The following is a 24039-nucleotide window of genomic DNA, read 5'->3' as shown; positions in this document are numbered from 1 at the left end:
GCCAGAACCAGGCGTTAAATCAACGTACACAACAGATAAAAGAACAGCAGGCTGATCAGCACGCAGATGACCATGCTGCGGATAAAAAACGCGATGATGGCGCTAAAAAGCGCGCCCCAAAAATAGGGGTTGTCGGGAAAGGCGCGTAATTCCCCCTGCGATAATAAAATAACCGGGCCGCAGATCGCGCTGAGCAGGCAGGGGGCTGAATATTTCAGCGCTTCATGCACCAATCCCGGCAGTTTTACCGGCGTTCTCGGCTCAAGGAAAATATACCGGTTAAAGAAAACGATCCCGGCCAGCGCGCACAATAATAGCCAACTCATACTTTCTCCCTCGCCAGGCGGGCAATTAAAACGGAAAATAACATGCCGCCCAGGCCGGAAATAATGATCGCGCCTTCAATGCGGTAGTAAGACAGCAGCATTGAGCCCGACAGTGAGAATATTACCCCGAACAACACGCTGAGCCGTTTAATCATCGGCACGATAAGCGTAATAAAGGTGGCGATAATGGAAAAATCGAGATGATATTTCTCCAGGTCGGGAATGGCGTGCGCCATAAAAATACCCAGCAGGCTGCATATATTCCAGCAAAGATAAAAGACCAACCCCGCGCCGATTAAATACCCCGGCGTCATGGTTTTTTTATTCTTTTGCGCCATGCTCAGGGCGAACAGTTCATCGGTGAGCAGAAAACCAATCGGCAGTCGATAACGCAGTTGCAACAGGGAAACGAATTCCCGCAGCGTCAGGCCATAAATGAAATGTTGGGCGGTAAGAAAAAAAATGGAAATAATAATCGTCAGTATGCTGGCGCCGGACATCAGCAGGCCGAGCGTGACCAACTGCGCGGCGCCGGCAAAGATGATGGCGGACATGCCGATAGCCTGTCCCAGGCTCAGTCCTGATTGGATCGCCATCGAACCGGCAAGTATTCCCCAGGGAATGACCGATAAACACAGGGGCAACATCGCCACCGCCCCGGCGGTAAAACCCCGCCACGGCGACCGCGTTTTATTCTTATCCGACGACAACAGGCCGACATCCGGCGTATTCATAGACAATGCGATCCTCAGGTAAATCTTAGAGATATAGCTTACGGTTATTGGAGGGAGATGTATTGAACAAAATTGCTCAGGGCGGCGAAGCCGATTAATGGCAAAACAGTAGGGTTATTTTGCCGGCGCGAAACTAAAACTAACAATAGTGCCGTCAACATGACGGCGCTTATTTAACCGACGGAAAAATGTAATGAACGGATAAATTCGCCCGGGGTAATGCCCTGGGCTTTTTTAAAGTGTCGGTTGAAATGGCTCTGATCGGAAAATCCGCACAGCGAGGACGCCGCGGATATACCCTGTCCCGCCAGTAACAGTGATTTGGCTTTGCGCAGCCGTGCCTGCGTTAAATAAGCGTGCGGCGTCATGCCCGTCATTTTTTTAAACTGACGTAAAAAATGCCACGGGCTGAGCGTCGCGATAGCCGCCAGTTCGATCAACGAGAAATTCTGTTCCGGGCAGGCATCCATTAACGCCTTAACGTTGGCGATATGATTACCGGAATCCGCTAATTCGCGCGCGGAAATACGGCTTTTCCCATAGCGCATCATCAGCCAGGCCAGCGAGGAAAAGAGCAGAGTCTCTTTCAGCAACGCGTTGCCTTCCTGCGTCAGCAGGGTGAATGTCAGGCGTAGCTGTTCCGACAGGCCGGGATCGTGTACCACGGCATCGGGAAACCAGGGAATCGCCCCCTGAGGTTGTTGAAAATCGCGGGAAAGGGAAAGCAGCAAATCCGGGTTGGGATAGATAGCCCGGTATGACCATCCGCCCGCCACCGCGGAATGTCCGGTATGAACTTCATCGGCATTCACCAGAATAATGTCGCCTTTGGGCGCGACATGCTCGCCGCCCGTGCGGTAAAACCGCTGCGCGCCTTCTTCAATGACGCCGATACAAAAATTTTCATGGGAATGACGGGAGAAACGCTGCCGTTTATATCGGGCTTGCAGCATTTCCAGGCCGCCAAACGCTTGCAAATGGCGAAACCGGGCTTGTTCCCGCTCTTTTTTCTTTTCCGTCATTCAGCCTCCCATGATGTGGCCGCTTTTGAACAAAATTGCCGTCCGGAGTGAACCGTTTTACCTTTAAACCGGCCTGCCTTTCAGCAGTTTTCTGATCCAGAATCGGTTAGGGTTTAGCGCCGCCAGCGTTTCGCCGTCCAACGGCTGTGGTTCATCATAAATTTGCGCCGCCAGAATCTCGGCCGCCAAAGGCGCCGAGCACAATCCCCGCGACCCCAGCGCGCCGATAAGAAACAGATTCGGATAAGTCGGCGCGGGCGGCAGATTTTCCGCGTGGTGCTGTCGTTGCAGTAGATGCTGATAATTATCCAGCGTTTGCTGATAATCCGCCACCGCGCCGACGAGCGGCAAATGGTCGCGCAGCGCGCAGCGTACGCCCTGACGCGCCTGGCGGCCGCTGATATCGATCTGCTGCGCCCACTGCGCCTGCGGCAGACAGTCCAGCAGACGCCGGCGATTCTCCTGCTGTTCTTCTTCACGATAGTCGGTGGCGCTATCGCCGCGCTGGTAGCTGGCGCCGATACAGTGCTCCTGATGCTGCGGGCTGACCGGCGTCATATAACCCTCATAGCAAAGCACCTGTTTCAGCCGCCGTAACGTCGGCGTCGTCGGGATATGACTGACCTGGCCGCGCACCGGATAGCACGGCAAATGTTGGGTCTGAGTCCAGTCCGACAGTTGATGACCGTTCGCCAGAATCAGCGCGGCATGTTCCGCCTGCCGCTGGTCAGCCAGCGTCAGGCGCCAGCCGATATCGCTTTGCTCAAGCGCGGAAACCTTGGTGCTCATGTGTACGACAAGCCCTTGCCGCCGGGCCAGTCGCAGCGCGGAGGCGGTGAGCTCCGCCGGACATAGCCAGCCGCCTTCCGGATAAGTCACGCCGCCGGCGCCGAGCATCAGACTATTCGCCTCTTCAAGCTGCGCCGCCGTGACGGCGAAAACCAGTTCCGGCGGCCATTCGCCCTGTAAAATGCGCTCAATCTTACGGGCGCTTTTTTCATCATAGGCCAGTTGACTCACGCCGCACCACTGATGTTCAAAATCGACGCCCTGCGCCGCCAGTTCGGCATACTGGCGGCGCGCGAAGGCGAACGCGGCGGCAAAGAAGCGCGAAAGCGCGTCGTGCCGATTATTAAGCAACGGATAAAGCGCGCCCTGACGGTTGCCGGACGCGCCCTGCGCCGGTTGGGGATCGGCGCAGTACAACGTGACGGCGGCCCCGCGTCTTTGCAGCGCCAGCGCGGTTAACACGCTGGCGATGCCGCCGCCGATAATCGCGATATCGTGGGGGGCGACAGCCGGCGGGCGAGCATACCAGGGGGCAGGGGAGGACACGGGAATGCATTCGGGAAGATAACCGCTCAGCATTTCACGCTTTTGGCCGAACCCTTTGACTTTACTGACGCTGAAGCCGGCCTGCTGTAGCCCGCGGCGCACAAATCCGGCGGCGGTGAAGGTGGCGAACGTGCCGTGCCGGCGGCCGAGGCGCGCCATGGCGTGAAACAGATCTTCCGTCCACATGTCCGGATTTTTGGCCGGCGCAAAGCCGTCGAGAAACCAGGCGTCGACTTTATGATTCAGCGATGTATCCAGAGTAGGCAGCAGCGCATTGACATCGCCGAACCAGAGATCGAGCGTTACGCGGCCCTGCGCCAGAAGCAGGCGATGGCAGCCGGACAAGGGCAGCGGCCACTGTTCGCGCAACGCTTGCGCATATTCGGCCAGCTCCGGCCATTGGGCGTGCGCCGCGGCCAGATCGTCCCGGCGCAGCGGAAATTTCTCGAAGCTGATGAAGTGCAGGCGACGCAGCGGCGCCTGCGGCGACCGGGCGCGAAAATCGTCGAAAGCCTGCCAGAGCGTCAGAAAATTCAGTCCGGTGCCGAAGCCGGTTTCCGCCACCACGCAGCTTTCGCGCGGGTGCGTGAGAAAGCGTTCGGGAAACCCGTTGCCGGTTAAAAACACATAGCGGGTTTCCGCCAGCCCATCCTGATTGGAAAAATAGACGTCATCAAACTGTTGCGATACAGGTGTACCCTGTTCGTTCCAACTTAACGTCGCATGTCGGATGGGGCGGTTATTCACGGCAACTGACTCATTATTCAAGCGGTGACGCGATTTTAACGAGCTGAATGTCGAGGCGCAAATTTAGTAAAAGTTCGGCTGATCGGACTTGTTCAGCGTACAACTGTACGCTAAAGTGCGATGCGAAATCCCAAACTATATAAGTGGAAGAGGTATTGAATGAAACGTGCAGTGATTACAGGTCTGGGGATCGTATCAAGCATCGGTAATAACCAGCAGGAAGTTCTGGCGTCTTTGCGGGAAGGCCGCTCGGGTATTACTTTCTCTCAAGAGCTGAAAGATTCCGGCATGCGTAGTCACGTCTGGGGTAACGTTAAACTGGACACCACAGGCCTCATCGATCGCAAAGTTGTGCGCTTTATGAGTGATGCATCGATTTATGCCTATCTGTCTATGGAACAGGCGATTAAAGACTCCGGTCTGAGCGACGATCAGGTTTCCAACGATCGCACGGGCCTGATCGTGGGTTCCGGCGGCGGTTCTCCGCGTAATCAGGTTGCCGGCACCGACGGCATGCGGGCTAAAGGTCTGCGCGGCGTTGGGCCTTATATGGTCACCAAATCCATGGCTTCCGGCGTTTCCGCCTGTCTGGCGACGCCGTTTAAAATCCGCGGCGTTAACTACTCCATCAGTTCCGCCTGTGCGACTTCCGCACACTGTATCGGCAACGCGGTGGAAATGATCCAACTGGGCAAACAGGACGTGGTCTTCGCCGGCGGCGGTGAAGAACTGTGCTGGGAAATGGCCTGCGAGTTCGATGCCATGGGCGCGCTGTCCACCAAATATAACGACACGCCGGAAAAAGCGTCCCGTACTTATGACGCGGACCGCGACGGCTTCGTTATCGCCGGCGGCGGCGGTATCGTGGTGGTTGAAGAACTGGAACACGCGCTGGCGCGCGGCGCGCACATCTACGGTGAAATCATCGGCTACGGCGCGACGTCCGACGGCGCGGATATGGTTGCCCCGTCAGGGGAAGGCGCAATGCGCTGCATGAAGATGGCGTTGCAGGACGTGGACGCGCCGATCGATTACATCAACACACACGGCACCTCGACGCCGGTTGGCGATGTGAAAGAACTGGGCGCCATCCGTGAAGTGTTCGGTGACAATATTCCGGCGATTTCCGCCACCAAGGCGATGACCGGTCACTCGCTGGGCGCGGCTGGCGTGCAGGAAGCGATTTATACGCTGCTGATGCTGGAACACGGCTTCATCGCGCCGAGCATCAACGTCGAAACGCTGGACGAGCACGCGGTGGGGATGAACATTATCACCGAGCCGACAGAGCGCAAACTGACGACGGTGATGTCGAACGGTTTTGGTTTCGGCGGCACCAACGCCACCCTGGTTATGCGTAAGTTCGATAAGTAATCGCGTTTGCCCGCGCCGTGCGGGCTGAAGCGACCTCACGCCCCGTGAACCTGGTGTTGACGGGGCGTTTTGTTATATGAGGATCCACAAGAGAAAGATCGCGACGCAGACGCCGACAATCCCCGCAAACATCGGTTTTTGCCACAATGATGGCCAGTTGAGCGGCTGAGAGGCGATGAGCGGGTTGAGCAGCGGCTGCGGCGCCGTCCAGTCGGTTTCCTGCGCTCGTCGTATGCGCTGGCTGAACAGGAAGGTCAGTACATCGCTGAGCTGAGCCGGCATCAGCGGGACGGCGTTAAAGCGATGCTGCATATAGTCCAGCAGCATCTGCTGTTCCTGCGCATCGATGGGATGCGGCAGAGCGCTCTGCAATAGCGAGAGATTCGACATCGCGACGTTAGCCGCCGTCGTCGCGCCGGGCGTATTGACGCTGCTTGCCGCGCTTGACGCAGGCGCTCCCGGCGCTGAACCGTTAGCGGCGGACGCTGTCTGCGCCGCCGGGTGTGAAGCAGGCGGGGGCGATGGTTGCAAGGTAGCCTGCGCTTGCAGAAACTGGGTCAGCAACGGCAAATTTTTCACCGGAATGGCGGTGCCCGCGCTTAAATTCTGCATCGTCATCAGCGTGGTCCAGATTTTGGCCGCCGGTTCGCCGGTTTGCGAAGACAACCGGGCGACCAGTTGATTCAGGCTATTTTGCTCGGCGGGTAAAAGCGGGCGCTCGGCAGCGTTGGACGTCGGTGGCTGTGGCGTGACGGCGGCGTTGGTGGTCGATTGCGGGATTTGCCCGTTTTGTAATAACGTCACCACCTGCCGCAGTTGGTTGCTATTGAGCGAACCCAGAACGGTATGGCCGAATTGCTGACGGATAAAATCGCTCGCCGTCCGACGGTTATCGCCCTCCGGCAACATTGCCGTCAAACGCTGCATCAACTGCTGGCGGCTGGTATTGTCCTGAGTTTGCACTTCGCTTAATCGCGTTTGCAGCAACTGCTCCGCAGGCTGATAGTGGCGTGACGTCAGTTCGGCGCTTTCCGTCAGTCCCAGTCCCTGTTTCACCCCGTTCCAGATGTCGGCGACTTTTAACGTGCTGAGCGCCGCAATTTTAACGATCAGATTTTCAAGCGACGTGCGTTGCGCCGACGTCAAGGGCCGATCGCCGCCGTCGGCGGTTGCGGGGAGAGACGCGGTCGGCGTAGTGCCGACGGCGCGTTCGCCCGGCAGTGGGACACCTGGACCGTTTACCGGCTGCATACTGTTTTACCTCACCGCTGGCTGCTGATAACGGAATCATAGCAATCTCTATAAGCGACAGATAGCCCCGAAACAATACCGGAGGTTAACTTACGGCGACCAATAGCATTGGGCTTCCTGCCTATTCAGTGGCAAAATAAGCTCCCTATTTTGAGCTGGGCAACAGGTTAGCGGGAAAGACAATGAAAATTCTGGTTGATGAAAACATGCCGTACGCACGCGAGCTATTTAGCCGACTGGGCGATGTTCAGAGCGTGCCGGGGCGTCCGCTGCCGCGCGAGGCGCTGGATGGCGCGGCCGCGTTAATGGTGCGTTCAGTGACCAAAGTCGACGCCGAGCTGCTGACCGGAACCTCGGTCAAGTTTGTCGGCAGCGCCACGGCCGGCACCGATCATGTCGACCAGAACTGGCTCGATGCCAACGGCATCGGCTTTTCGGCGGCGCCGGGTTGTAATGCCATCGCCGTTGTCGAATATGTCTTTTCTTCCCTGTTGATGCTTGCCGAACGCGACGGTTTTCAGTTGCGTGATAAAACCGTCGGGATTGTCGGCGTCGGCAATGTGGGCGGGCGGCTGAACGCGCGTCTGCAAGCCTGGGGCGTCAAAACCCTGCTGTGCGATCCGCCGCGTGCGGAACGGGGGGACGATGAAGACTTTCGCTCGTTCGAGGAACTGGTGCGGGACGCCGATATTCTGACGCTGCATACGCCGCTATACCTTGACGGTCCCTATAAAACGCACCATCTGGTTGATGCGTCGGTGCTGAATGATTTTGCCGCGGGCCGTATCCTGATCAACGCCTGCCGCGGGCCGGTGGTGGATAACGCCGCCCTGCTTGAGGTATTGAACCGGGGGAAAAAATTCAGCGTCATTCTTGATGTCTGGGAGCCGGAGCCGGCGTTATCCACGGACCTGCTGGCGTTGGTCGATATCGGCACCTCGCATATCGCCGGCTATACGCTGGAAGGCAAAGCGCGCGGCACCACCCAGGTGTTTGAAGCCTGGAGCCGGTTTATCGGTAATCCCAAACAGGTGGCATTGTCATCCCTGTTACCCAAGCCGGAAGTGGCCGAAGTGATGCTCGCGTCGCCGCTGGACGAAGCGTTATTAAAGCGTCTGGCGCATCTGGTGTATGATGTGCGTCGGGACGATGCGCTGCTGCGTCATGCGGTACATCAGGAGGGCGGATTTGATCGCCTGCGTAAAACTTACCAGGAACGACGCGAGTGGTCGTCACTTCATGTTGTCTGCGCCGACAGCGACAGCGCGGACTGTCTGAATAAGCTGGGGTTCAATGCCTCCGTGGTGGTTGATCGTTAATCACATATTTTAGTGAAATCTGTTAAAGACTCTTTATTTCACGGGCGATAGGGTTATCGGCCGTGGATGTTTCATTCATAAGTTTGGGGAGAAAACCAAATGTCTGACGGCTGGAATATTGCTCTGCTGGGCGCAACGGGCGCGGTAGGCTCGGCGTTGCTGGAGTTGTTGCAGGAGCGCGAATTTCCGGTGGGTGAACTGTATCCGCTGGCCAGTGAACGTAGCGTGGGTGAAATCATCCGTTTTGGCGGCAAGTCTTGCCCGGTGCAGGATGCCGCCGATTTTGACTGGTCGCAGGCGCAACTGGCGTTTTTTGTCGCCGGACAGGACGCCAGCGAGCGTTACGCCGAAGAGGCCGGGAATGCCGGCTGTCTGGTTATCGACAGCAGCGGTCTGTTTGCGCTGGAGCCGGATGTGCCGCTGGTAGTGCCGGGGGTCAACGCCCATGCGCTGGCGGATTATCGTAACCGCAATATCGTCGCGGTGGCGGATAGCCTGACCAGCCAATTGCTGAAGGCGATTAAACCCTTGACGGATGGTGCCGGTTTGTCCCGTTTGCACGTGACGAATATGCTGTCGGTATCCGCCCGCGGCAAAGCGGCGGTCGATGATTTGGCCGGACAAAGCGCGCGCCTGTTGAACGGCATTCCGCCCGAAGCGGGATTTTTCCCCAAACAGCTGGCGTTCAATCTGTTGCCGTTGTTGCCGGATAACGAAGGCAGCGTGCGGGAAGAACGCCGCCTGGTGGATCAGGTGCGAAAAGTGTTGCAGGATGAAGGCTTGCCGATTTCCGTCTCCTGCATCCAGTCGCCGGTTTTCTACGGCCATGCGCAGGTGGTCCATCTTGAATCGCTGCGCCCGATGTCGGCGGAGGAGGCGCGGGATGAACTGTTGCAGACCGACGACGTGCAGGTCAGCGACGAGCAGGATTATCCGACCCAGGTCGAGGATGCCTCCGGCAATGTGCAATTAAGCATCGGCTGTTTGCGTAATGATTACGGTATTCCCGAGTTATTGCAGTTCTGGTCCGTCGCGGACAACGTGCGTTTCGGCGGCGCGCTGATGGCTGTGGAAACGGCGGAATGTCTGGTGCGGGAGTATTTGGGGTAATGTCCGGATTGATTCAGGCGGAGCAACAGGCGCCGCTGAAAATTGCGTTGGGGATTGAGTATGACGGCAGCCGTTATTATGGTTGGCAGCGTCAGGCTGAAGTCATCAGCGTTCAGGCGTGTCTTGAACAGGCATTAAGTAAAGTCGCCAATGAGCCCATCGGCGTCTTCTGCGCCGGACGCACCGACGCCGGCGTACATGCGACCGGGCAGGTGGTGCATTTCACCACGCAGGCGGTACGCCAGGACGCCGCCTGGACGATGGGCGTTAACGCCAATTTACCGCCGGATATCGCAGTGCGCTGGGTAAAAACGGTGGACGATGATTTTCACGCCCGTTTCAGCGCCACGGCGCGCCGCTATCGCTATGTCATCTATAATCATCGCTATCGTCCCGCGGTGCTGGCCCGGGGGGTCACGCATTTTTATCATCCTCTGGATGCGGCGCGAATGGAACGCGCCGGTCAGTGCCTGCTGGGCGAGAACGATTTCACGTCGTTTCGAGCGGTTCACTGTCAGTCACGCAGTCCCTGGCGTAATGTAAATCATTTAAAGGTTACGCGTCATGGCGCCTATATCGTGGTAGATATCAAGGCCAATGCGTTTGTGCATCACATGGTTCGCAACATCGTCGGCAGTCTGATGGAAGTCGGATGCGGCAATCAGCCGGAGGCGTGGATTGCGGAGCTGCTGGCGGCAAAAGATCGCACGTTGGCGGCGGCGACCGCCAGAGCCGAAGGGCTGTATCTGGTCGCCGTGGATTATCCCGCGCGTTTTGCCTTGCCGCGGCCGCCGATGGGGCCGCTGTTTTTGCATGACTCGATGTAACCGATCGATTTTTAAATGATAGGCTTGTAAGTGACGCGTTTTTGACCAGCCGGACAGGTGGTCGGAAGCAAAAAACGGCGCCAAGAAAGAGATGTTTTAATGGAATTCATTCATTTTATTATTGATTTTATACTCCATATCGACGTTCACCTGGCCGAACTGGTCGCGCAATACGGCGTCTGGATTTATGCCATTTTATTTCTGATTTTGTTCTGCGAAACCGGGCTGGTGGTGACGCCGTTTTTACCGGGCGATTCTTTGCTGTTCGTCGCCGGCGCGCTGGCCGCATTGCCGTCGAACGATCTCGACGTTCATCTGATGGTTTTCCTGCTGACGGTGGCGGCGATCCTGGGCGATGCGGTGAATTACACCATTGGCCGGCTATTCGGCGAAAAACTGTTCAGCAATCCGCATTCGAAAATTTTCCGCCGCAGTTATCTGGATAAAACGCATCAGTTTTATGCTCGTCACGGTGGTAAAACAATAATTCTGGCACGCTTTGTCCCTATTGTGAGAACATTCGCGCCGTTTGTTGCAGGCATGGGACACATGAGTTACCGGCATTTCGCCGCTTATAACGTCGTCGGCGCGTTGCTGTGGGTGCTGCTGTTTTCCTATGCGGGCTATCTGTTTGGCGATTTGCCCATTGTGCAGCAAAATCTGAAATTACTGATTGTCGCGATTATTCTCGTCTCTATTCTGCCCGGCGTGATTGAAATCATACGTCACAGAAGAGCGGCGGCGCGGAGTAATGTAAAGTAAATGAAATAAACTTTAACATCCGGTTTTACCAGTTTTTTATCCACAGTACCGGAACGTTATGGTTTAATGGGCAGCATTTATGGTCTGTTCCTGAAACAATCCTTGGCGCCAGTGCTTGATATCGCCATCAACGCGTGTCTCAGGCATTTTCTAATGGCGGTGTTGTCAGGGAAAAGTAACGCATGAACAGTGGACTGGCGTGTGCCAGGTTCAAGCAGAAAGGTTATCAATGAGCTGGATTGAACGAATTCTTAACAAAAGCAATATCACGCCCACCCGTAAAGCGAATATTCCTGAAGGTGTCTGGACGAAATGTGATAGTTGCGGTCAGGTTCTTTATCGCGCAGAGCTGGAACGTAATCTGGAAGTTTGCCCTAAGTGCGATCACCACATGCGCCTCTCCGCGCGTGCTCGCCTGCAATCTTTCCTGGATAAGGAAGGGACGGTGGAGTTAGGCAGCGAACTGGAGCCGAAAGATATCCTGAAATTCCGGGATTCTAAAAAATATAAAGATCGTTTGGTTGCCGCGCAAAAGCAATCGAATGAAAAAGATGCGCTGGTGGTGATGAAAGGCACCTTATACGGCATGCCTATCGTCGCGGCGTCGTTTGAATTCGCCTTTATGGGCGGTTCGATGGCCTCGGTGGTCGGCGCGCGTTTCGTTCGCGCCGTCGAGCAGGCGCTGGAAGACGGCTGCCCGCTGGTCTGTTTCTCCGCCAGCGGCGGCGCCCGTATGCAGGAAGCGCTGATGTCGCTGATGCAGATGGCTAAAACCAGCGCGGCGTTGGCAAAAATGCGCGACCGCGGTTTGCCTTATATTTCCGTACTGACCGATCCGACCATGGGCGGCGTTTCCGCCAGTCTGGCGATGCTGGGCGATCTGAATATCGCCGAACCCAAAGCGCTGATCGGCTTTGCCGGGCCGCGGGTGATTGAGCAGACGGTGCGTGAAAAACTGCCGCCGGGCTTCCAGCGCAGTGAATTCCTGATTGAGAAGGGCGCTATCGACATGATCGTCCGCCGTCCGGAAATGCGTTATAAACTGGCGACGATCCTCGCCAAGTTGACCAACTACCCGGAACCGAGCAACGAGGTGGTGGAACATCATCAGGATGACGCCGCCGAATCGCAGGACGAAGCGTAGTTGAACCGATGAACGGGAAGCATGGGCGCTGCGCCGAGCAGAATTTATGCTTCCCGTATAAAATGAACCGTAAGCCAGTGAACGGGACTCATGGATAATCTTCAAATACCCCAAGCCACGTCGCCTTTGGCCACGTGGCTTAATTATCTTGAGCACCTGCACGGCCAGGCCATCGATTTGGGCCTGACGCGCGTCAAGCAGGTTGCTGAGAATCTTCAATTGCTACAGCCCGCCGGGGTGGTTTTTACCGTCGCAGGAACCAATGGCAAGGGCACCACCTGCTGTACGCTGGAATCCATACTGTTGGCCGCCGGATTGCGGGTGGGCGTATACAGTTCTCCGCACCTGCTGCGTTATACCGAACGGGTGAGAGTGCAGGGGGCGGCGTTGCCTGAATCGATGCACAGCCAGGCGTTCGCGGATATCGAAGCCGGAAGGGGCGATGTTTCACTGACCTACTTCGAATTCGGCACGCTGGCGGCCTTGCAGATGTTTAAACAGGCCGATTTGGACGTCGTTATTCTGGAGGTCGGTTTAGGCGGCCGTCTTGATGCGACCAATATTGTCGATGCGGATGTCGCCGTGGTGACCAGCATCGCGCTGGACCATACCGACTGGTTGGGCAGCGACAGGGACAGTATCGGAAGAGAGAAAGCCGGCGTATTCCGCCAGGGCAGACCGGCGGTCGTCGGCGAACCCGATATGCCGGGGTCGATTGCGGACGTCGCCGGTGAAAAAGGCGCCGTGTTATTACGGCGCGGCCGGGACTGGGATTTCTCCATTCAGCGCGACGGATGGAATTGGCAGAATAAACAACGCGAATTGTCCGATCTGCCGATGCCGAATGTGCCGTTAGCCAATGCGGCGACGGCATTGGCCGCATTGAACGCCTCGCCCCTGAACGTGAATGAAGGGGCTATTCGTCAGGGACTACGTCTGGCGACGCTGCCCGGCCGTTTCCAGATCGTCGGCGAGGATCCGCGGCTGATTCTGGACGTCGCCCATAATCCTCATGCCGCCGCTTATCTGGCTAGCAGGCTGGCCATGCTGCCGAAAAGCGGGAAAGTGCGCGCGGTGGTGGGAATGCTGGCGGATAAAGATATCGGCGGTACGTTGAGCCAGTTAAAACCACTGGTCGACGAATGGTACTGCGCGCCGCTGGAAGGCCCGCGCGGGGCGACGGCGCGGCAACTGGCCGAACATCTGGACGCGTGTCGGCAATATTCCGATGTGGCGAGTGCCTGGCGACAGGCAATGGCGGAGTCGGCGACACAGGATACCGTTATTGTCTGCGGATCTTTTCATACGGTAGCGCATGTTATGGAAGCGCTGGATGAGGGGAGTGCGTATGGCGAGTAAATTTCAGAATCGGCTGGTGGGTACCATCATTCTGGTCGCGCTGGGCGTTATCGTGTTGCCCGGCCTGTTGGATGGTAAGAAAAAACACTATGAAGATGAGTTCGCGGCGATCCCGCTGGTGCCGTCATCGGAGGAAAGCAATGAAATGGATTCATTGCCCGCGCTGACTCAATCTTTGCCCAGCCAGCCGCCGGAGGGCGCCGAGGCGGCGATGAACGGTAACGCGGATGAAAGCGGGCCGGGAAATAACGGCGCAGAGGTTAAACCGGAAAGTCCGCCGCCCGCAACCCATGCCCCCGCAACGGTGACGGCGCCGCCCGCCGTGGTTGAACGTCCGGCGCAAAAACCGGCTGAAGTCAAACCGCAGACGAAACCGGAAGCCAAGCCCAAACCGGAACCCAAACCGGAGCCGAAACCGGAAGTGAAGCCCGAGACGAAACCTGACAGCAAACCGACGGAACAGGCGCCGGTCGGACAGGCTTATGTCGTACAGCTTGGCGCGCTGAAAAATGCGGACAAGGTTAATGAGATCGTCGCAAAACTGCGGCTTTCCGGCTATCGGGCATATACCCTGCCGGCGACCCCGGTTCAGGGGCAGATTACCCGAATTTATGTCGGTCCGGATGCGTCAAGGCAGAAATTGCAGTCTTCGCTGGCGGAACTTCATCAGATTAGCGGTCTGAACGGTCAGGTAAAATCGTATAGCGTGCGCTAAGGGATTGACGCGCCGGTTGGCTTTTTTTGTTTGATTTCCGATTAATCAAATCGGCGGAAATACGCTACGCAAACGTTTTCTTTTTCTGTTAGAATGCGCCGCGAACAGGATGACGCGGCGACCTGACGGTCAGCATCGTTCATTATTAGGATAACTGATGATTTGGGTTGATTACGTCATTATTGGCATCATCGGATTTTCGGCGTTGGTTAGCCTTATCCGGGGGTTTATACGCGAAGCGTTATCGCTGGTAACCTGGGGATGCGCGTTTTTTATCGCCAGTCACTACTATGTTTACCTCGCCGGGTATTTCACCCGTTTTGACGACGAACTGGTACGTAATGGGATTGCCATCGCCATTCTGTTTATTGCGACATTGATTGTGGGAGCTATCGTCAACTATGTGATTGGTTCACTGGTTGAACGTACCGGACTCTCGGGCACCGACCGCGTATTGGGCATTTGTTTCGGTGCGCTGCGCGGTGTGCTGATTGTTTCTGCGCTGCTATTCTTTCTGGATACCTTCACCGGTTTTTCACAGAGTGCTGACTGGAAGCAGTCCCAGTTGATACCGCAGTTCAGTTACATTATCAGGTGGTTTTTTGACTACCTGCAAAGCACGTCAAGTTTCTTGCCGCAGCATATCTCGTTGCGGTAGCGCTGATGAGGAAAAGACACCATGTGCGGTATTGTCGGTATCGCCGGTTTTACACCGGTCAACCAGTCGATTTATGACGCGTTAACGGTGTTGCAGCACCGTGGGCAGGATGCCGCAGGCATCGTCACCATTGATGCCTTGAACTGTTTTCGCCTGCGCAAGGCCAACGGCCTGGTGAAGGATGTGTTTGAAGCACGGCACATGCAACGTTTACAAGGCAACATGGGCATCGGGCATGTGCGTTATCCTACCGCGGGCAGTTCCAGCGCTTCGGAAGCGCAGCCCTTCTACGTTAACTCGCCGTTCGGCATTACGCTGGCGCATAACGGTAACCTGACTAACGCTCACGAACTGCGCAAAAAGCTGTTTGAGCAGGAGCGTCGTCATGTGAATACCACGTCGGATTCTGAAATTCTGCTGAATATCTTTGCCAGAGAGTTGGATCGTTTTCAGCACTACCCGCTGGAAGCGGATAACATCTTTGCGGCAGTCGCCGCGACGCACCAGCAAATCCGCGGCGCTTATGCGTGCGTGAGCATGATTATCGGTCATGGCATGGTGGCTTTTCGCGATCCGAACGGTATTCGTCCTCTGGTTATCGGTAAACGCGATCTGGAAGACGGCCGCTGCGAATATATGGTGGCGTCGGAAAGCGTGGCGCTGGATACGCTGGGCTTTGAATTTCTGCGTGACGTGGCGCCGGGAGAGGCGATTTACATCACGGAGAAAGGGCAGTTGTTTACCCGCCAGTGCGCCGAAAACCCGAAGAGCAACCCCTGCCTGTTCGAATACGTTTACTTCGCGCGCCCCGACTCGTTTATCGATAAAATTTCCGTGTACAGCGCGCGCGTGCGCATGGGCCAGAAATTAGGCGAGAAGATAGCCCGTCAATGGGAAGATTTGGATATCGACGTGGTGATCCCCATCCCCGAGACGTCTTGCGATATCGCCCTGGAAATCGCGCGTATCATTAACAAGCCGTATCGTCAGGGTTTTGTGAAAAACCGCTACGTAGGCCGTACTTTCATCATGCCGGGACAGCAGGCGCGCCGTAAATCAGTACGCCGCAAGCTGAACGCCAACCGCGCCGAGTTTCGTGATAAAAACGTTCTGCTGGTGGATGACTCCATCGTGCGCGGCACGACGTCCGAGCAGATTGTCGAAATGGCGCGTGAAGCGGGAGCTAAACGCGTCTATCTGGCCTCGGCGGCGCCGGAAATCCGCTTCCCTAACGTTTATGGCATCGATATGCCGAGCGTGAATGAGCTGATCGCCCACGGTCGCGAAGTGGATGAAATCTGTCAACTGATTGGCGCGGACGCGCTGATCTTCCAGGATCTGGACGATTTGATCGCCGCCGCGCGCGAAGATAACCCGGATATCACCCAGTTTGAATGTTCGGTATTCAACGGCGTCTATGTGACCAAGGACGTCGATCAGGGTTATCTGGATTATCTGGAAGTGTTGCGTAATGACGATGCGAAAGCGTTGCGCAGCCAGAACGAAGTGGAAGATCTGGAGTTGCATAACGAAGGTTAAGCGCTGAATTTTCAGCCGGCGGCCGTTATGCCGCGCTGGGCGATGATGAAAGTAAAAGGGAGAACGGTCATACGTTCTCCCTTTTCTTATTCTTGCTTATCGGTAATCAATGCGGCAAAGTCAGCGCAAATAGATTATCCGTGTAAATTATGAATCCGCGTTAACCATCTGGCGCGATCGGTCAGAGGCACTATTGATGAAGCAACTTATTGTAGGTATTTCCGGCGCCAGCGGGGTGGTTTATGGCGTTCGCCTGTTACAGGTTTTGCAGGCGATTGAGGATGTGGAAACGCACTTGATTATCAGTCAGGCGGCACGGCAGACGCTGTCTCTGGAAACGGATTTCAGTCTGCGCGACGTTCAGGCGCTGGCGGATGTGGTGTACGACATGCGGGATATTGCCGCCAGTATTTCTTCCGGTTCATTTAAAACCGACGGGATGGTGATTTTACCCTGTTCGATAAAAACCCTGTCGGGAATTGCCCACAGCTACAGCGATAACCTGCTGACGCGCGCGGCCGATGTGGTGTTGAAAGAGCGCCGGCCGCTGGTGCTCTGCGTGCGTGAAACGCCGCTGCATCTGGGACATTTGCGCATCATGACCGCGGCGGTGGAATTAGGCGCGGTTATTATGCCGCCGGTGCCGGCTTTTTATCATCGTCCGCAAAGCGTGCAGGATATTATCGATCAAACGGTGAACCGGGTGCTCGATCAGTTTGATATCCGTCTGCCCGCAGATCTGTTTACACGCTGGCAAGGCGCTTAAGCGCTGCATACTTTTTGCGCATTCGGGTAAATCACGCGCCGTATATAGCCCGTGTTTTGCTTCATTTTGGGGCGTTTTTACGTCAATGCATCATTATATTGCATTACTGCACTCTGATGGTGCTGGTGATCCGCCATGCTGGCGTCTCTGCCGCCGACGATCTTTCCTTCTTACCGGCGGTGAATTTAAAAATATTTATTTATCAAATAATTAGTCTGCTTTGGGGCATCGAAGGCATTATGCCGTTTTATTTATACGAATTTCTTATTATGGCATGAAAACTGCAAGGAATTCGGAACGAAAAAGCGTAGTCGTTACTGACGTTAGCTGTTTTTTAAAGCCATTGATCGTCCCGATGTCGACAACTGATTTTTGACCTTCAATCACTCATTGGTAAAGGTAGCAATATGAAAAAACTGATAAAAGTTTTGCCGCTGGCATTAATTCTGGCCGCAGGAAGCGCGATGGCCGATATTCCCAAGAATATTAAATTGGGTACCGATCCCACCTATGCGCCGTTTGAATCCAAAAATGCCAAGGGGGAGCTGGTCGGGTTTGATATCGATCTGGCGAAAGAGTTGTGCAAACGTATCGAAGCCAACTGTACTTTTGTCGAAAGTGACTTTGATGCGCTGATCCCGTCGCTGAAAGCGAAAAAAATCGACGCTATCATCTCTTCACTTTCCATCACCGAAAAACGCCAGCAGGAAATCGCCTTTACGGAAAAACTGTATGCCGCCAATAGTCGCCTGATTGCCAAGAAAGGCTCGGGCATCGAACCTACGCTGGCATCGTTGGGCGGCAAGCGCGTCGGCGTCTTGCAGGGAACGACGCAGGAAACCTACGCCAATGCCCTATGGCAGCCAAAAGGCGTTGACGTCGTCGCCTACCAGAATCAGGAACTGGTTTACGACGACCTGAGGGCGGGGCGAATTGACGCCGCATTCCAGGATGAAGTCGCGGCTAGCGAAGGTTTTCTGAAACAGAGCGTGGGCAAAGACTATGAATTTGCCGGGGCGGCGGTGAAAGACGACAAATATTTCGGCGTGGGTACCGGCATAGGGCTGCGTAAAACGGATACCGAATTGAAAGCCGCATTGGATAAAGCGTTTGCGGAAATACGCGCAGACGGAACCTACGATACTTTTGCGAAAAAATACTTCGATTTCGATGTCTACGGCGGCTAAGTTCTCATTATTGACTTAGGTAGACAACGGGTGACATGACTACCGATATCTTTGTGCAAACCGCATTCATCCGTGGCGCTTTCAGGTCTCTCTTTGCGAGCAGAGACCTGTTTTATCCGTTGATTCGGCGGCGTTGCCCGCCTTATTTACGCCAGCGCCTGATGAATGCCGGTATGACAAGTTCGGTAAGACGAGATGTCGAAATATTCTTGTTCGTTATCAACCTCTGTTTCACCTTAAGCGGAAGTAAGCAATGTTCTACGGCTATTCCCAATTAATTCTGGATGGGGCGGCGATGACGCTGGAACTGGCGGTGAGCTCGCTGGTTCTGGCGCTGGTTATCGGCCTGATCGGCGCTGGCGCGAAGCTGTCCGCCAATCGATTACTGTCCGGCGGTTTTTCCTGCTATACCACGCTTATACGCGGCGTACCTGATTTGGTGCTGATGCTGCTGATTTTTTATGGTCTGCAAATCACGCTCAATAGCGTCACGGAACTGCTGGGCTTCAGACAAATCGATATCGATCCTCTCACTGCGGGCATTATTACGCTGGGGTTTATCTACGGCGCTTATTTTACCGAAACATTTCGCGGGGCCTATCTGGCGGTATCACGCGGCCAGATTGAAGCCGCCGTGGCTTTTGGTTTTACGCCGATGAAAGTCTTTCGTCGGATTATGTTTCCCTCGATGATGCGCTTCGCCTTACCGGGCATTGGCAATAACTGGCAGGTGATCTTAAAGGCGACGGCCCTGGTTTCGTTACTTGGCCTGAATGATGTGATTAAGGCCACGCAACTGGCGGGCAAAGGGGCGCATGAGCCGTTTTATTTCGCGCTGGTCGCCGGGGCGATGTATTTGATCTTTACCACGATCTCCAATGGGGTGCTGTGGTGGCTGGAAAAACGCTATTCGCAGGGAGTAAGAAAAATAAGTTATGAGTGAGATCCTGCAACAATATTGGCAGCCTCTGCTGTGGAGCGATGGCTACCGTTTGACCGGCCTGGCGATGACGTTATGGCTGCTGATTTCCTCGGTAACGATCGGCGGCGCGCTGGCGTTGCCGCTGGCGGTGGCCCGCGTTTCGCCGCGACGTTGGTTCAGCCTGCCGGTTTGGGCATTTACCTACGTGTTTCGCGGTACCCCGCTTTATGTGCAGCTATTGGTCTTTTATTCCGGGGTTTACAGTCTGGAGATTGTGCGCGGAACCGATCTGTTGAATGCGTTTTTCCGCAGCGGTTTGAATTGCGCCGTTTTGGCGCTGGCGCTGAATACCTGTGCGTATACCACGGAAATTTTCGCCGGCGCCATTCGTTCGGTTCCTTACGGTGAAATTGAAGCCGCCCGGGCTTACGGTTTCTCGCGCTTTAAGCAGTATCGCTGCATTATTCTGCCGGGCGCGCTGCGTATTGCGCTGCCGGCTTACAGTAATGAAGTGATCCTGATGCTGCATTCGACCGCGCTGGCGTTTACCGTCACCGTACCGGATATTTTGAAAATCGCCCGCGATATCAACGCGGCGACCTATCAGCCGTTTTATGCCTTTGGTATTGCCGCGGCGATCTATCTGGTTGTTTCTTTCGCGCTAATCGGTCTGTTCAAAAAAGCGGAACAGCGCTGGCTACGCCATCTTTCTCCCCGTTCATCCAACTAAACGCAGGAATAATCTATGTCGAATAATAAGCTGATGGTGACAGAACTGCGTAAACGTTATGGTCAGCATGAAGTATTGAAAGGTATTTCGTTGCAGGCGAAAGCCGGTGACGTCATTTCGATTATCGGTTCGTCCGGTTCAGGCAAGAGTACGTTGCTGCGTTGTATCAATTTTCTGGAAAAACCCTGTGAAGGGGCGATTTATGTCAACGATCAGGAAATTCGCATGGTGCGCGATAGCGATGATCAGTTGAAGGTTTTTGATAAAAAGCAGCTTCGGCTGTTGCGTACCCGGCTGACGATGGTCTTTCAGCATTTCAATCTATGGAGCTTCATGACGGCGCGGGAAAACGTCATGGAAGCGCCGGTTCAGGTGCTGGGACTGAGTAAGGCGGAAGCGCGCGATCGTGCGGTTTTTTATCTGAATAAAGTGGGCATTACGGGCGATGCGCAGGATAAATATCCGGCCAACCTTTCCGGCGGTCAGCAGCAGCGCGTTTCCATTGCGCGCGCCCTGGCGATGGAGCCGGAGGTGCTGCTGTTTGACGAACCGACGTCCGCGCTGGATCCTGAACTGGTGGGCGAGGTGTTGCGCATCATGCAGCAACTGGCGGAAGAGGGAAAAACGATGGTGGTGGTGACGCATGAAATGGAATTCGCTCGTCATGTTTCCAGCCATGTGATTTTTCTTCATCAGGGGGTCATTGAAGAGGAAGGGCCGCCGGGCGAGCTATTCGGCAGCCCGAAGAGCCCGCGCTTGCAGCAGTTCCTCTCCGGCTCGCTGAAGTAAACACCGCTGGCTGACATTGATGTCAGCCAGACTTTTTCAGATCATTGATCAACCGGCCCATTTTCACCGCTTGAGACACGTTGTCATCAGCCTCGTTTTTGGGTCGCCTCTTCCAGCGCTTCCTTCAGTTCAAAGAAGCGGAAACCGAAACCGGCCGCTTCCAGCCGCGTCGGAATAGCGCGCTGACCGCCGAGCACCAGCGTCGCGCCTTCGCCCATCAGCAGCTTTATGGCGAACCCCGGCACCCGGAAAAAAGCGGGGCGATGCAGAACCTCCGCCAGCATGGCGGAAAACTGTTCGTTGCGTACCGGGTAAGGCGAAACCATGTTAAACGGCCCGCTGAGAACGTGAGTATCCAGCAGATAAAGGATAGCGTTCACCATATCGTCAAGATGAATCCAGGGCATGTATTGCTTACCGGAACCGAGCGGCCCCCCCAGCCCCAACCGGAACAGCGGCAACATTTTCGCCAGCGCGCCGCCCTGAGCGGAAAGCACAATGCCGGTACGCAACAGACAGACGCGCGTTTTGTCGCTTTCGGCGGACTGAGCCAGCGCTTCCCAACGCGCGCACAGGTCATGCGTGAACTCATTGGCGGGCGCTTCATCTTCGGTGACCAGCGCCGCGCCCTGATCGCCATAATATCCCACCGCAGAGCCTGAAATGAAAACGGAGGGCGGTTCGCTGCTGGCGTTAATCAGTTTGGCGAGTTGTTCTGTCAACTCCCAGCGGCTCTGACACAGACGCTGTTTTTGCGCCGCCGTCCAGCGTTTGTCGGCAATCGGCTCGCCTGCCAGGTTAATGACGCCGTCGAAAGCGTTCAGTGAGGTTTTATCATGCAGCGTGGACCAATATTCCACCCGATCGCCCAGTATCGTTCGGGCGCGTTCAGGGGTGCGGGTCAGGACGGTAATGCGGTGCGAAAGTAACAGTAATCGTTGAATCAAATGGCGTCCGATAAGGCCGGTACCGCCGGTAATTAAGAGTTGCATGTCTGGCCTCGCTTATACCTTCATTTTTATGGCGGTTGTCCTGCCCGCCGGGCCGCCGCAAGCATTGGGCTATCCGCGTACTTTGCCGGTTTCCGGCGTTTCACGGCTATGCCTGGTGATAACGCGATTCTTTGTAGTAGCGCATGCTGACGGAAACGGAGTCGGCGTACCGCAGGGCAAACAATTTATCCACTTCAACTTCAGCATAGGTGATCCAGTCATGATTGCTGGCGATATCAAGCACATCCTGCGTTAATTTTTCCAGCAGGGCGAAGCGGTTCTCCTCCACGTGACGAATAATATTCTTGGTGATGGTGCGATAATTCAATGCGTCGTTGATATCTTCGCTGTCGCGCGACCTTTCCGCCGGATAGTGGATCTCAACATTGATGACGATATCCTGCTTGTTATTGATCTCTTCTTCCTTAATCCCAACGAAGGTGCGTAATCGCAGGTTTTTGATTCGAATAATGGCATCGGTATTACGGTGTGACATTTATCGCCCCTTTCTGGCTTGAAGTTAGCGCAGCGGCGCGCGGGCTGCGATCCTCTGCGTCAGAATATTTTGCCTTACCCTGACTCGCTTAGCCGCCACGCCATTGTTGAAGGGGAGTGGGGCCGTTTGCCGCTGGCTTTAAGATTGATATCTATGGGTATAAATCATTTTTTGCCGTCGCTGGCAAGCACGGTCGGTGAGCCACCGCAAATGGATTCCCTCGGGCGAATGACTCAAAATGGTGCGCGCGCGTAAATTATGCATTAAATGCTTCATGATGGAACATGCCGCCTCGATGTGGTGCAAGGCCGGCGATAGCGGTTTTTGGCGCACCCCGTCTCTCTGCGATTTAAATATCCCGCTATTTGGTACGGTCTTTGCAATACCCTGCATATTTTATTGAAATCAGGGGATGGCTATATGGACAATAATAAGGCGGAGCCGGGGTTAAAACGTACGCTCGGTAGCTTTCATCTATGGGGCATCGCCGTCGGGCTGGTGATCTCAGGCGAGTACTTCGGCTGGAGCTACGGTTGGGCGCAGGCCGGCACGCTGGGCTTTCTTATTACCGCGTTGGCGATCGCCGCCATGTATTGTGCTTTTATATTCAGTTTTACTGAATTGACCACATCGATACCGCATGCCGGCGGGCCGTTCGCCTATGCCTACCGCGCCTTTGGTCCGACCGGCGGGTTTATCGCCGGGTTTGCGACGCTGATTGAATTTGTGTTTGCGCCGCCGGCGATTTCAATGGCTATCGGCGCCTATTTGAACGTGCAGTTTCCCTCGCTGGATCCTAAATGGATCGCCGTCAGCGCCTACCTGATTTTTATGGGGCTCAACATTCTTGGCGTCGGCATCGCCGCGACCTTTGAATTACTGGTGACGCTGCTGGCGATTTTTGAACTGTTGGTGTTTATGGGCGTGGTTGCCCCCGGTTTTGAATGGAGCAACTTTACCCGCCTGGGCTGGGCCGGTTCCGACGAATTCAATTCGGTGGCGGTCTCCGGTATTTTCGCCGCGATCCCGTTTGCCATCTGGTTCTTTCTGGCGATTGAAGGGGCGGCGATGGCGGCGGAGGAAGCGAAAGATCCTCGGCGCACCATTCCCCGCGCGTTTATCTGCGGCATCCTGACGCTAACCCTGTTAGCCATCGGCGTTATGCTGTTTGCCGGCGGCGTGGGCGACTGGCGTCAACTGTCGAATATCAACGACCCGCTGCCGCAGGCCATGAAGCTGATTGTCGGCCACAACAGCGGTTGGCTGCATATGCTGGTGTGGCTTGGCCTGTTTGGTCTGATTGCCTCGTTCCACGGCATCATCATGGGGTATTCCCGTCAGATATTCGCGCTGGCGCGCGCCGGCTATCTGCCTAAGCCGCTGGCGCGCATTCATACGCGCTTTCGAACCCCGCATCGGGCGATTCTGGCCGGCGGCGTCGTCGGCATCGCCGCCATTTTCTCTGATTCGCTGATAACGATCGGCGGGCAGCCGCTGACCGCCAACATTGTGACCATGTCGGTATTCGGCGCGATCGTGATGTATATCACGTCAATGGCCGCGCTCTTCAAACTGCGTCGCAGCGAACCTGCGCTGAATCGTCCGTTCCGCGCGCCCTGCTATCCGTTCGCGCCGGCTTTCGCGCTGGTGATGGCGGTAATCTGCCTGGCTGCTATGGTTTATTACAACACGCTATTGGCCACGATTTTCGCCGCCATGATGCTGATAGGCTATGGATGGTTCCGTCTGACCCGCGGCGCGCGTGATTCCGCCGAGTTCGATCCGCAATTGACGACATCCAGATAAGCGGCTGGCGCTCAGTGATTGCAGTGATATGGCGACAGGGCGCGCTACCTCAGAATGGGGGCGTTGCGCAGTCGATATCAATCAGCATGAATTTCTGAATAAGCGCGGTCCGTTATCCCGATAGCGGGC

Annotated in this window: 24 protein-coding genes; 17 read left to right on the top strand and 7 right to left on the bottom strand. The window is 55.5% G+C overall.

All coding sequences use genetic code 11. From position 1 onward, the window contains the following. Positions 1-14 precede the first annotated feature (14 nt). From ABRZ26_RS14995 to mnmC, 4 genes are all read right to left on the bottom strand, one after another. Positions 15-326, bottom strand: coding sequence for an AzlD domain-containing protein (locus ABRZ26_RS14995; protein ID WP_319604940.1), 312 nt, complete (start codon positions 324-326; stop codon positions 15-17). Further along, positions 323-1060, bottom strand: a complete 738-nt coding sequence (locus tag ABRZ26_RS14990; protein ID WP_413556263.1) for an AzlC family ABC transporter permease — start codon at positions 1058-1060, stop codon at positions 323-325. Before ABRZ26_RS14990 ends, ABRZ26_RS14995 begins: the two co-directional genes overlap by 4 nt. 173 nt (positions 1061-1233) lie before the next feature. Further along, positions 1234-2082, bottom strand: a complete 849-nt coding sequence (locus ABRZ26_RS14985; protein ID WP_319604939.1) for an AraC family transcriptional regulator — start codon at positions 2080-2082, stop codon at positions 1234-1236. Between the two features lie 63 nt (positions 2083-2145). Then, a complete protein-coding gene (mnmC, locus tag ABRZ26_RS14980) occupies positions 2146-4164 on the bottom strand; it encodes a bifunctional tRNA (5-methylaminomethyl-2-thiouridine)(34)-methyltransferase MnmC2/FAD-dependent 5-carboxymethylaminomethyl-2-thiouridine(34) oxidoreductase MnmC1 (protein ID WP_319604938.1) in 2019 nt (672 codons plus the stop codon). A 159-nt stretch (positions 4165-4323) separates the two neighbouring features. Between mnmC and fabB the strand changes: the two genes are divergently transcribed. Next, positions 4324-5538: a beta-ketoacyl-ACP synthase I gene (fabB, locus tag ABRZ26_RS14975; RefSeq protein ID WP_319604937.1), complete on the top strand. Its 1215-nt coding sequence runs from the start codon at positions 4324-4326 to the stop codon at positions 5536-5538. Positions 5539-5610: 72 nt separating this feature from the next. On the opposite strand, the gene flk is transcribed toward fabB, so the two are convergent. Next, positions 5611-6789, bottom strand: a complete 1179-nt coding sequence (flk, locus tag ABRZ26_RS14970) for a flagella biosynthesis regulator Flk (protein ID WP_319604936.1) — start codon at positions 6787-6789, stop codon at positions 5611-5613. Positions 6790-6971: 182 nt separating this feature from the next. Between flk and pdxB the strand changes: the two genes are divergently transcribed. The 15 genes from pdxB (at position 6972) to hisP (ending at position 20616) form a co-directional block, all read left to right on the top strand. Continuing rightward, positions 6972-8108, top strand: a complete 1137-nt coding sequence (gene pdxB / locus ABRZ26_RS14965; protein ID WP_319604935.1) for a 4-phosphoerythronate dehydrogenase PdxB — start codon at positions 6972-6974, stop codon at positions 8106-8108. A gap of 99 nt (positions 8109-8207) precedes the next feature. Further along, entirely contained in the window at positions 8208-9218 is a 1011-nt protein-coding gene (locus ABRZ26_RS14960) for an aspartate-semialdehyde dehydrogenase (protein ID WP_319604934.1), read from the top strand. Further along, positions 9218-10045: a tRNA pseudouridine(38-40) synthase TruA gene (gene truA, locus ABRZ26_RS14955; protein ID WP_319604933.1), complete on the top strand. Its 828-nt coding sequence runs from the start codon at positions 9218-9220 to the stop codon at positions 10043-10045. The genes ABRZ26_RS14960 and truA overlap by 1 nt, the downstream gene beginning before the upstream one ends. 99 nt (positions 10046-10144) lie before the next feature. After that, positions 10145-10807 carry a DedA family protein gene (locus ABRZ26_RS14950; RefSeq protein WP_319604932.1) on the top strand — a complete coding sequence of 221 codons (663 nt, stop codon included), beginning with the start codon at positions 10145-10147 and terminating at the stop codon, positions 10805-10807. A gap of 229 nt (positions 10808-11036) precedes the next feature. Next, positions 11037-11951: an acetyl-CoA carboxylase, carboxyltransferase subunit beta gene (gene accD, locus ABRZ26_RS14945; RefSeq protein ID WP_319604931.1), complete on the top strand. Its 915-nt coding sequence runs from the start codon at positions 11037-11039 to the stop codon at positions 11949-11951. 90 nt (positions 11952-12041) lie between these two features. Next, a complete protein-coding gene (gene folC / locus ABRZ26_RS14940) occupies positions 12042-13310 on the top strand; it encodes a bifunctional tetrahydrofolate synthase/dihydrofolate synthase (RefSeq protein ID WP_319604930.1) in 1269 nt (422 codons plus the stop codon). After that, the gene (dedD, locus tag ABRZ26_RS14935) at positions 13300-14025 is read left to right on the top strand and encodes a cell division protein DedD (protein WP_319604929.1); all 726 of its coding nucleotides are present in this window, start codon (positions 13300-13302) and stop codon (positions 14023-14025) included. The genes folC and dedD overlap by 11 nt, the downstream gene beginning before the upstream one ends. Positions 14026-14182: 157 nt before the next feature. Next, complete coding sequence (gene cvpA / locus ABRZ26_RS14930) at positions 14183-14683, top strand: colicin V production protein (protein WP_319604928.1); 501 nt, start codon at positions 14183-14185, stop codon at positions 14681-14683. Between the two features lie 21 nt (positions 14684-14704). Beyond that, the gene (gene purF / locus ABRZ26_RS14925; protein ID WP_319604927.1) at positions 14705-16222 is read left to right on the top strand and encodes an amidophosphoribosyltransferase; all 1518 of its coding nucleotides are present in this window, start codon (positions 14705-14707) and stop codon (positions 16220-16222) included. A gap of 196 nt (positions 16223-16418) precedes the next feature. Continuing rightward, the gene (locus ABRZ26_RS14920) at positions 16419-16988 is read left to right on the top strand and encodes a UbiX family flavin prenyltransferase (RefSeq protein WP_319604926.1); all 570 of its coding nucleotides are present in this window, start codon (positions 16419-16421) and stop codon (positions 16986-16988) included. A 116-nt stretch (positions 16989-17104) separates the two neighbouring features. Then, positions 17105-17266, top strand: a complete 162-nt coding sequence (locus ABRZ26_RS14915) for a hypothetical protein (RefSeq protein WP_319604925.1) — start codon at positions 17105-17107, stop codon at positions 17264-17266. 129 nt (positions 17267-17395) lie between these two features. Further along, positions 17396-18175 carry a lysine/arginine/ornithine ABC transporter substrate-binding protein gene (locus tag ABRZ26_RS14910; RefSeq protein WP_319604924.1) on the top strand — a complete coding sequence of 260 codons (780 nt, stop codon included), beginning with the start codon at positions 17396-17398 and terminating at the stop codon, positions 18173-18175. Between the two features lie 253 nt (positions 18176-18428). Further along, positions 18429-19118 (top strand): histidine ABC transporter permease HisQ, encoded by a 690-nt coding sequence (locus ABRZ26_RS14905; protein WP_319604923.1) that lies wholly within the window; start codon positions 18429-18431, stop codon positions 19116-19118. Beyond that, positions 19111-19827: an ABC transporter permease gene (locus tag ABRZ26_RS14900; RefSeq protein ID WP_319604922.1), complete on the top strand. Its 717-nt coding sequence runs from the start codon at positions 19111-19113 to the stop codon at positions 19825-19827. Before ABRZ26_RS14905 ends, ABRZ26_RS14900 begins: the two co-directional genes overlap by 8 nt. Positions 19828-19842: 15 nt before the next feature. Continuing rightward, positions 19843-20616: a histidine ABC transporter ATP-binding protein HisP gene (gene hisP, locus ABRZ26_RS14895; protein ID WP_319604921.1), complete on the top strand. Its 774-nt coding sequence runs from the start codon at positions 19843-19845 to the stop codon at positions 20614-20616. Between the two features lie 86 nt (positions 20617-20702). On the opposite strand, the gene ABRZ26_RS14890 is transcribed toward hisP, so the two are convergent. Beyond that, positions 20703-21608 (bottom strand): TIGR01777 family oxidoreductase, encoded by a 906-nt coding sequence (locus ABRZ26_RS14890; RefSeq protein ID WP_319604920.1) that lies wholly within the window; start codon positions 21606-21608, stop codon positions 20703-20705. A 106-nt stretch (positions 21609-21714) separates the two neighbouring features. After that, a complete protein-coding gene (folX, locus tag ABRZ26_RS14885; protein WP_319604919.1) occupies positions 21715-22104 on the bottom strand; it encodes a dihydroneopterin triphosphate 2'-epimerase in 390 nt (129 codons plus the stop codon). 420 nt (positions 22105-22524) lie between these two features. Here folX and eat point away from each other — a divergent pair, with 420 nt between their 5' ends. Continuing rightward, complete coding sequence (eat, locus tag ABRZ26_RS14880; protein ID WP_319604918.1) at positions 22525-23910, top strand: ethanolamine permease; 1386 nt, start codon at positions 22525-22527, stop codon at positions 23908-23910. Positions 23911-24039 lie beyond the last annotated feature (129 nt).

It is taken from the genome of Brenneria sp. L4-2C (genome assembly GCF_040240335.1).
In the GTDB taxonomy this organism is placed as follows: Bacteria; Pseudomonadota; Gammaproteobacteria; order Enterobacterales; family Enterobacteriaceae; genus Brenneria.
Note: the sequence above shows the minus strand (reverse complement) of the source record. Positions and strands in the feature narration are given on the sequence as shown.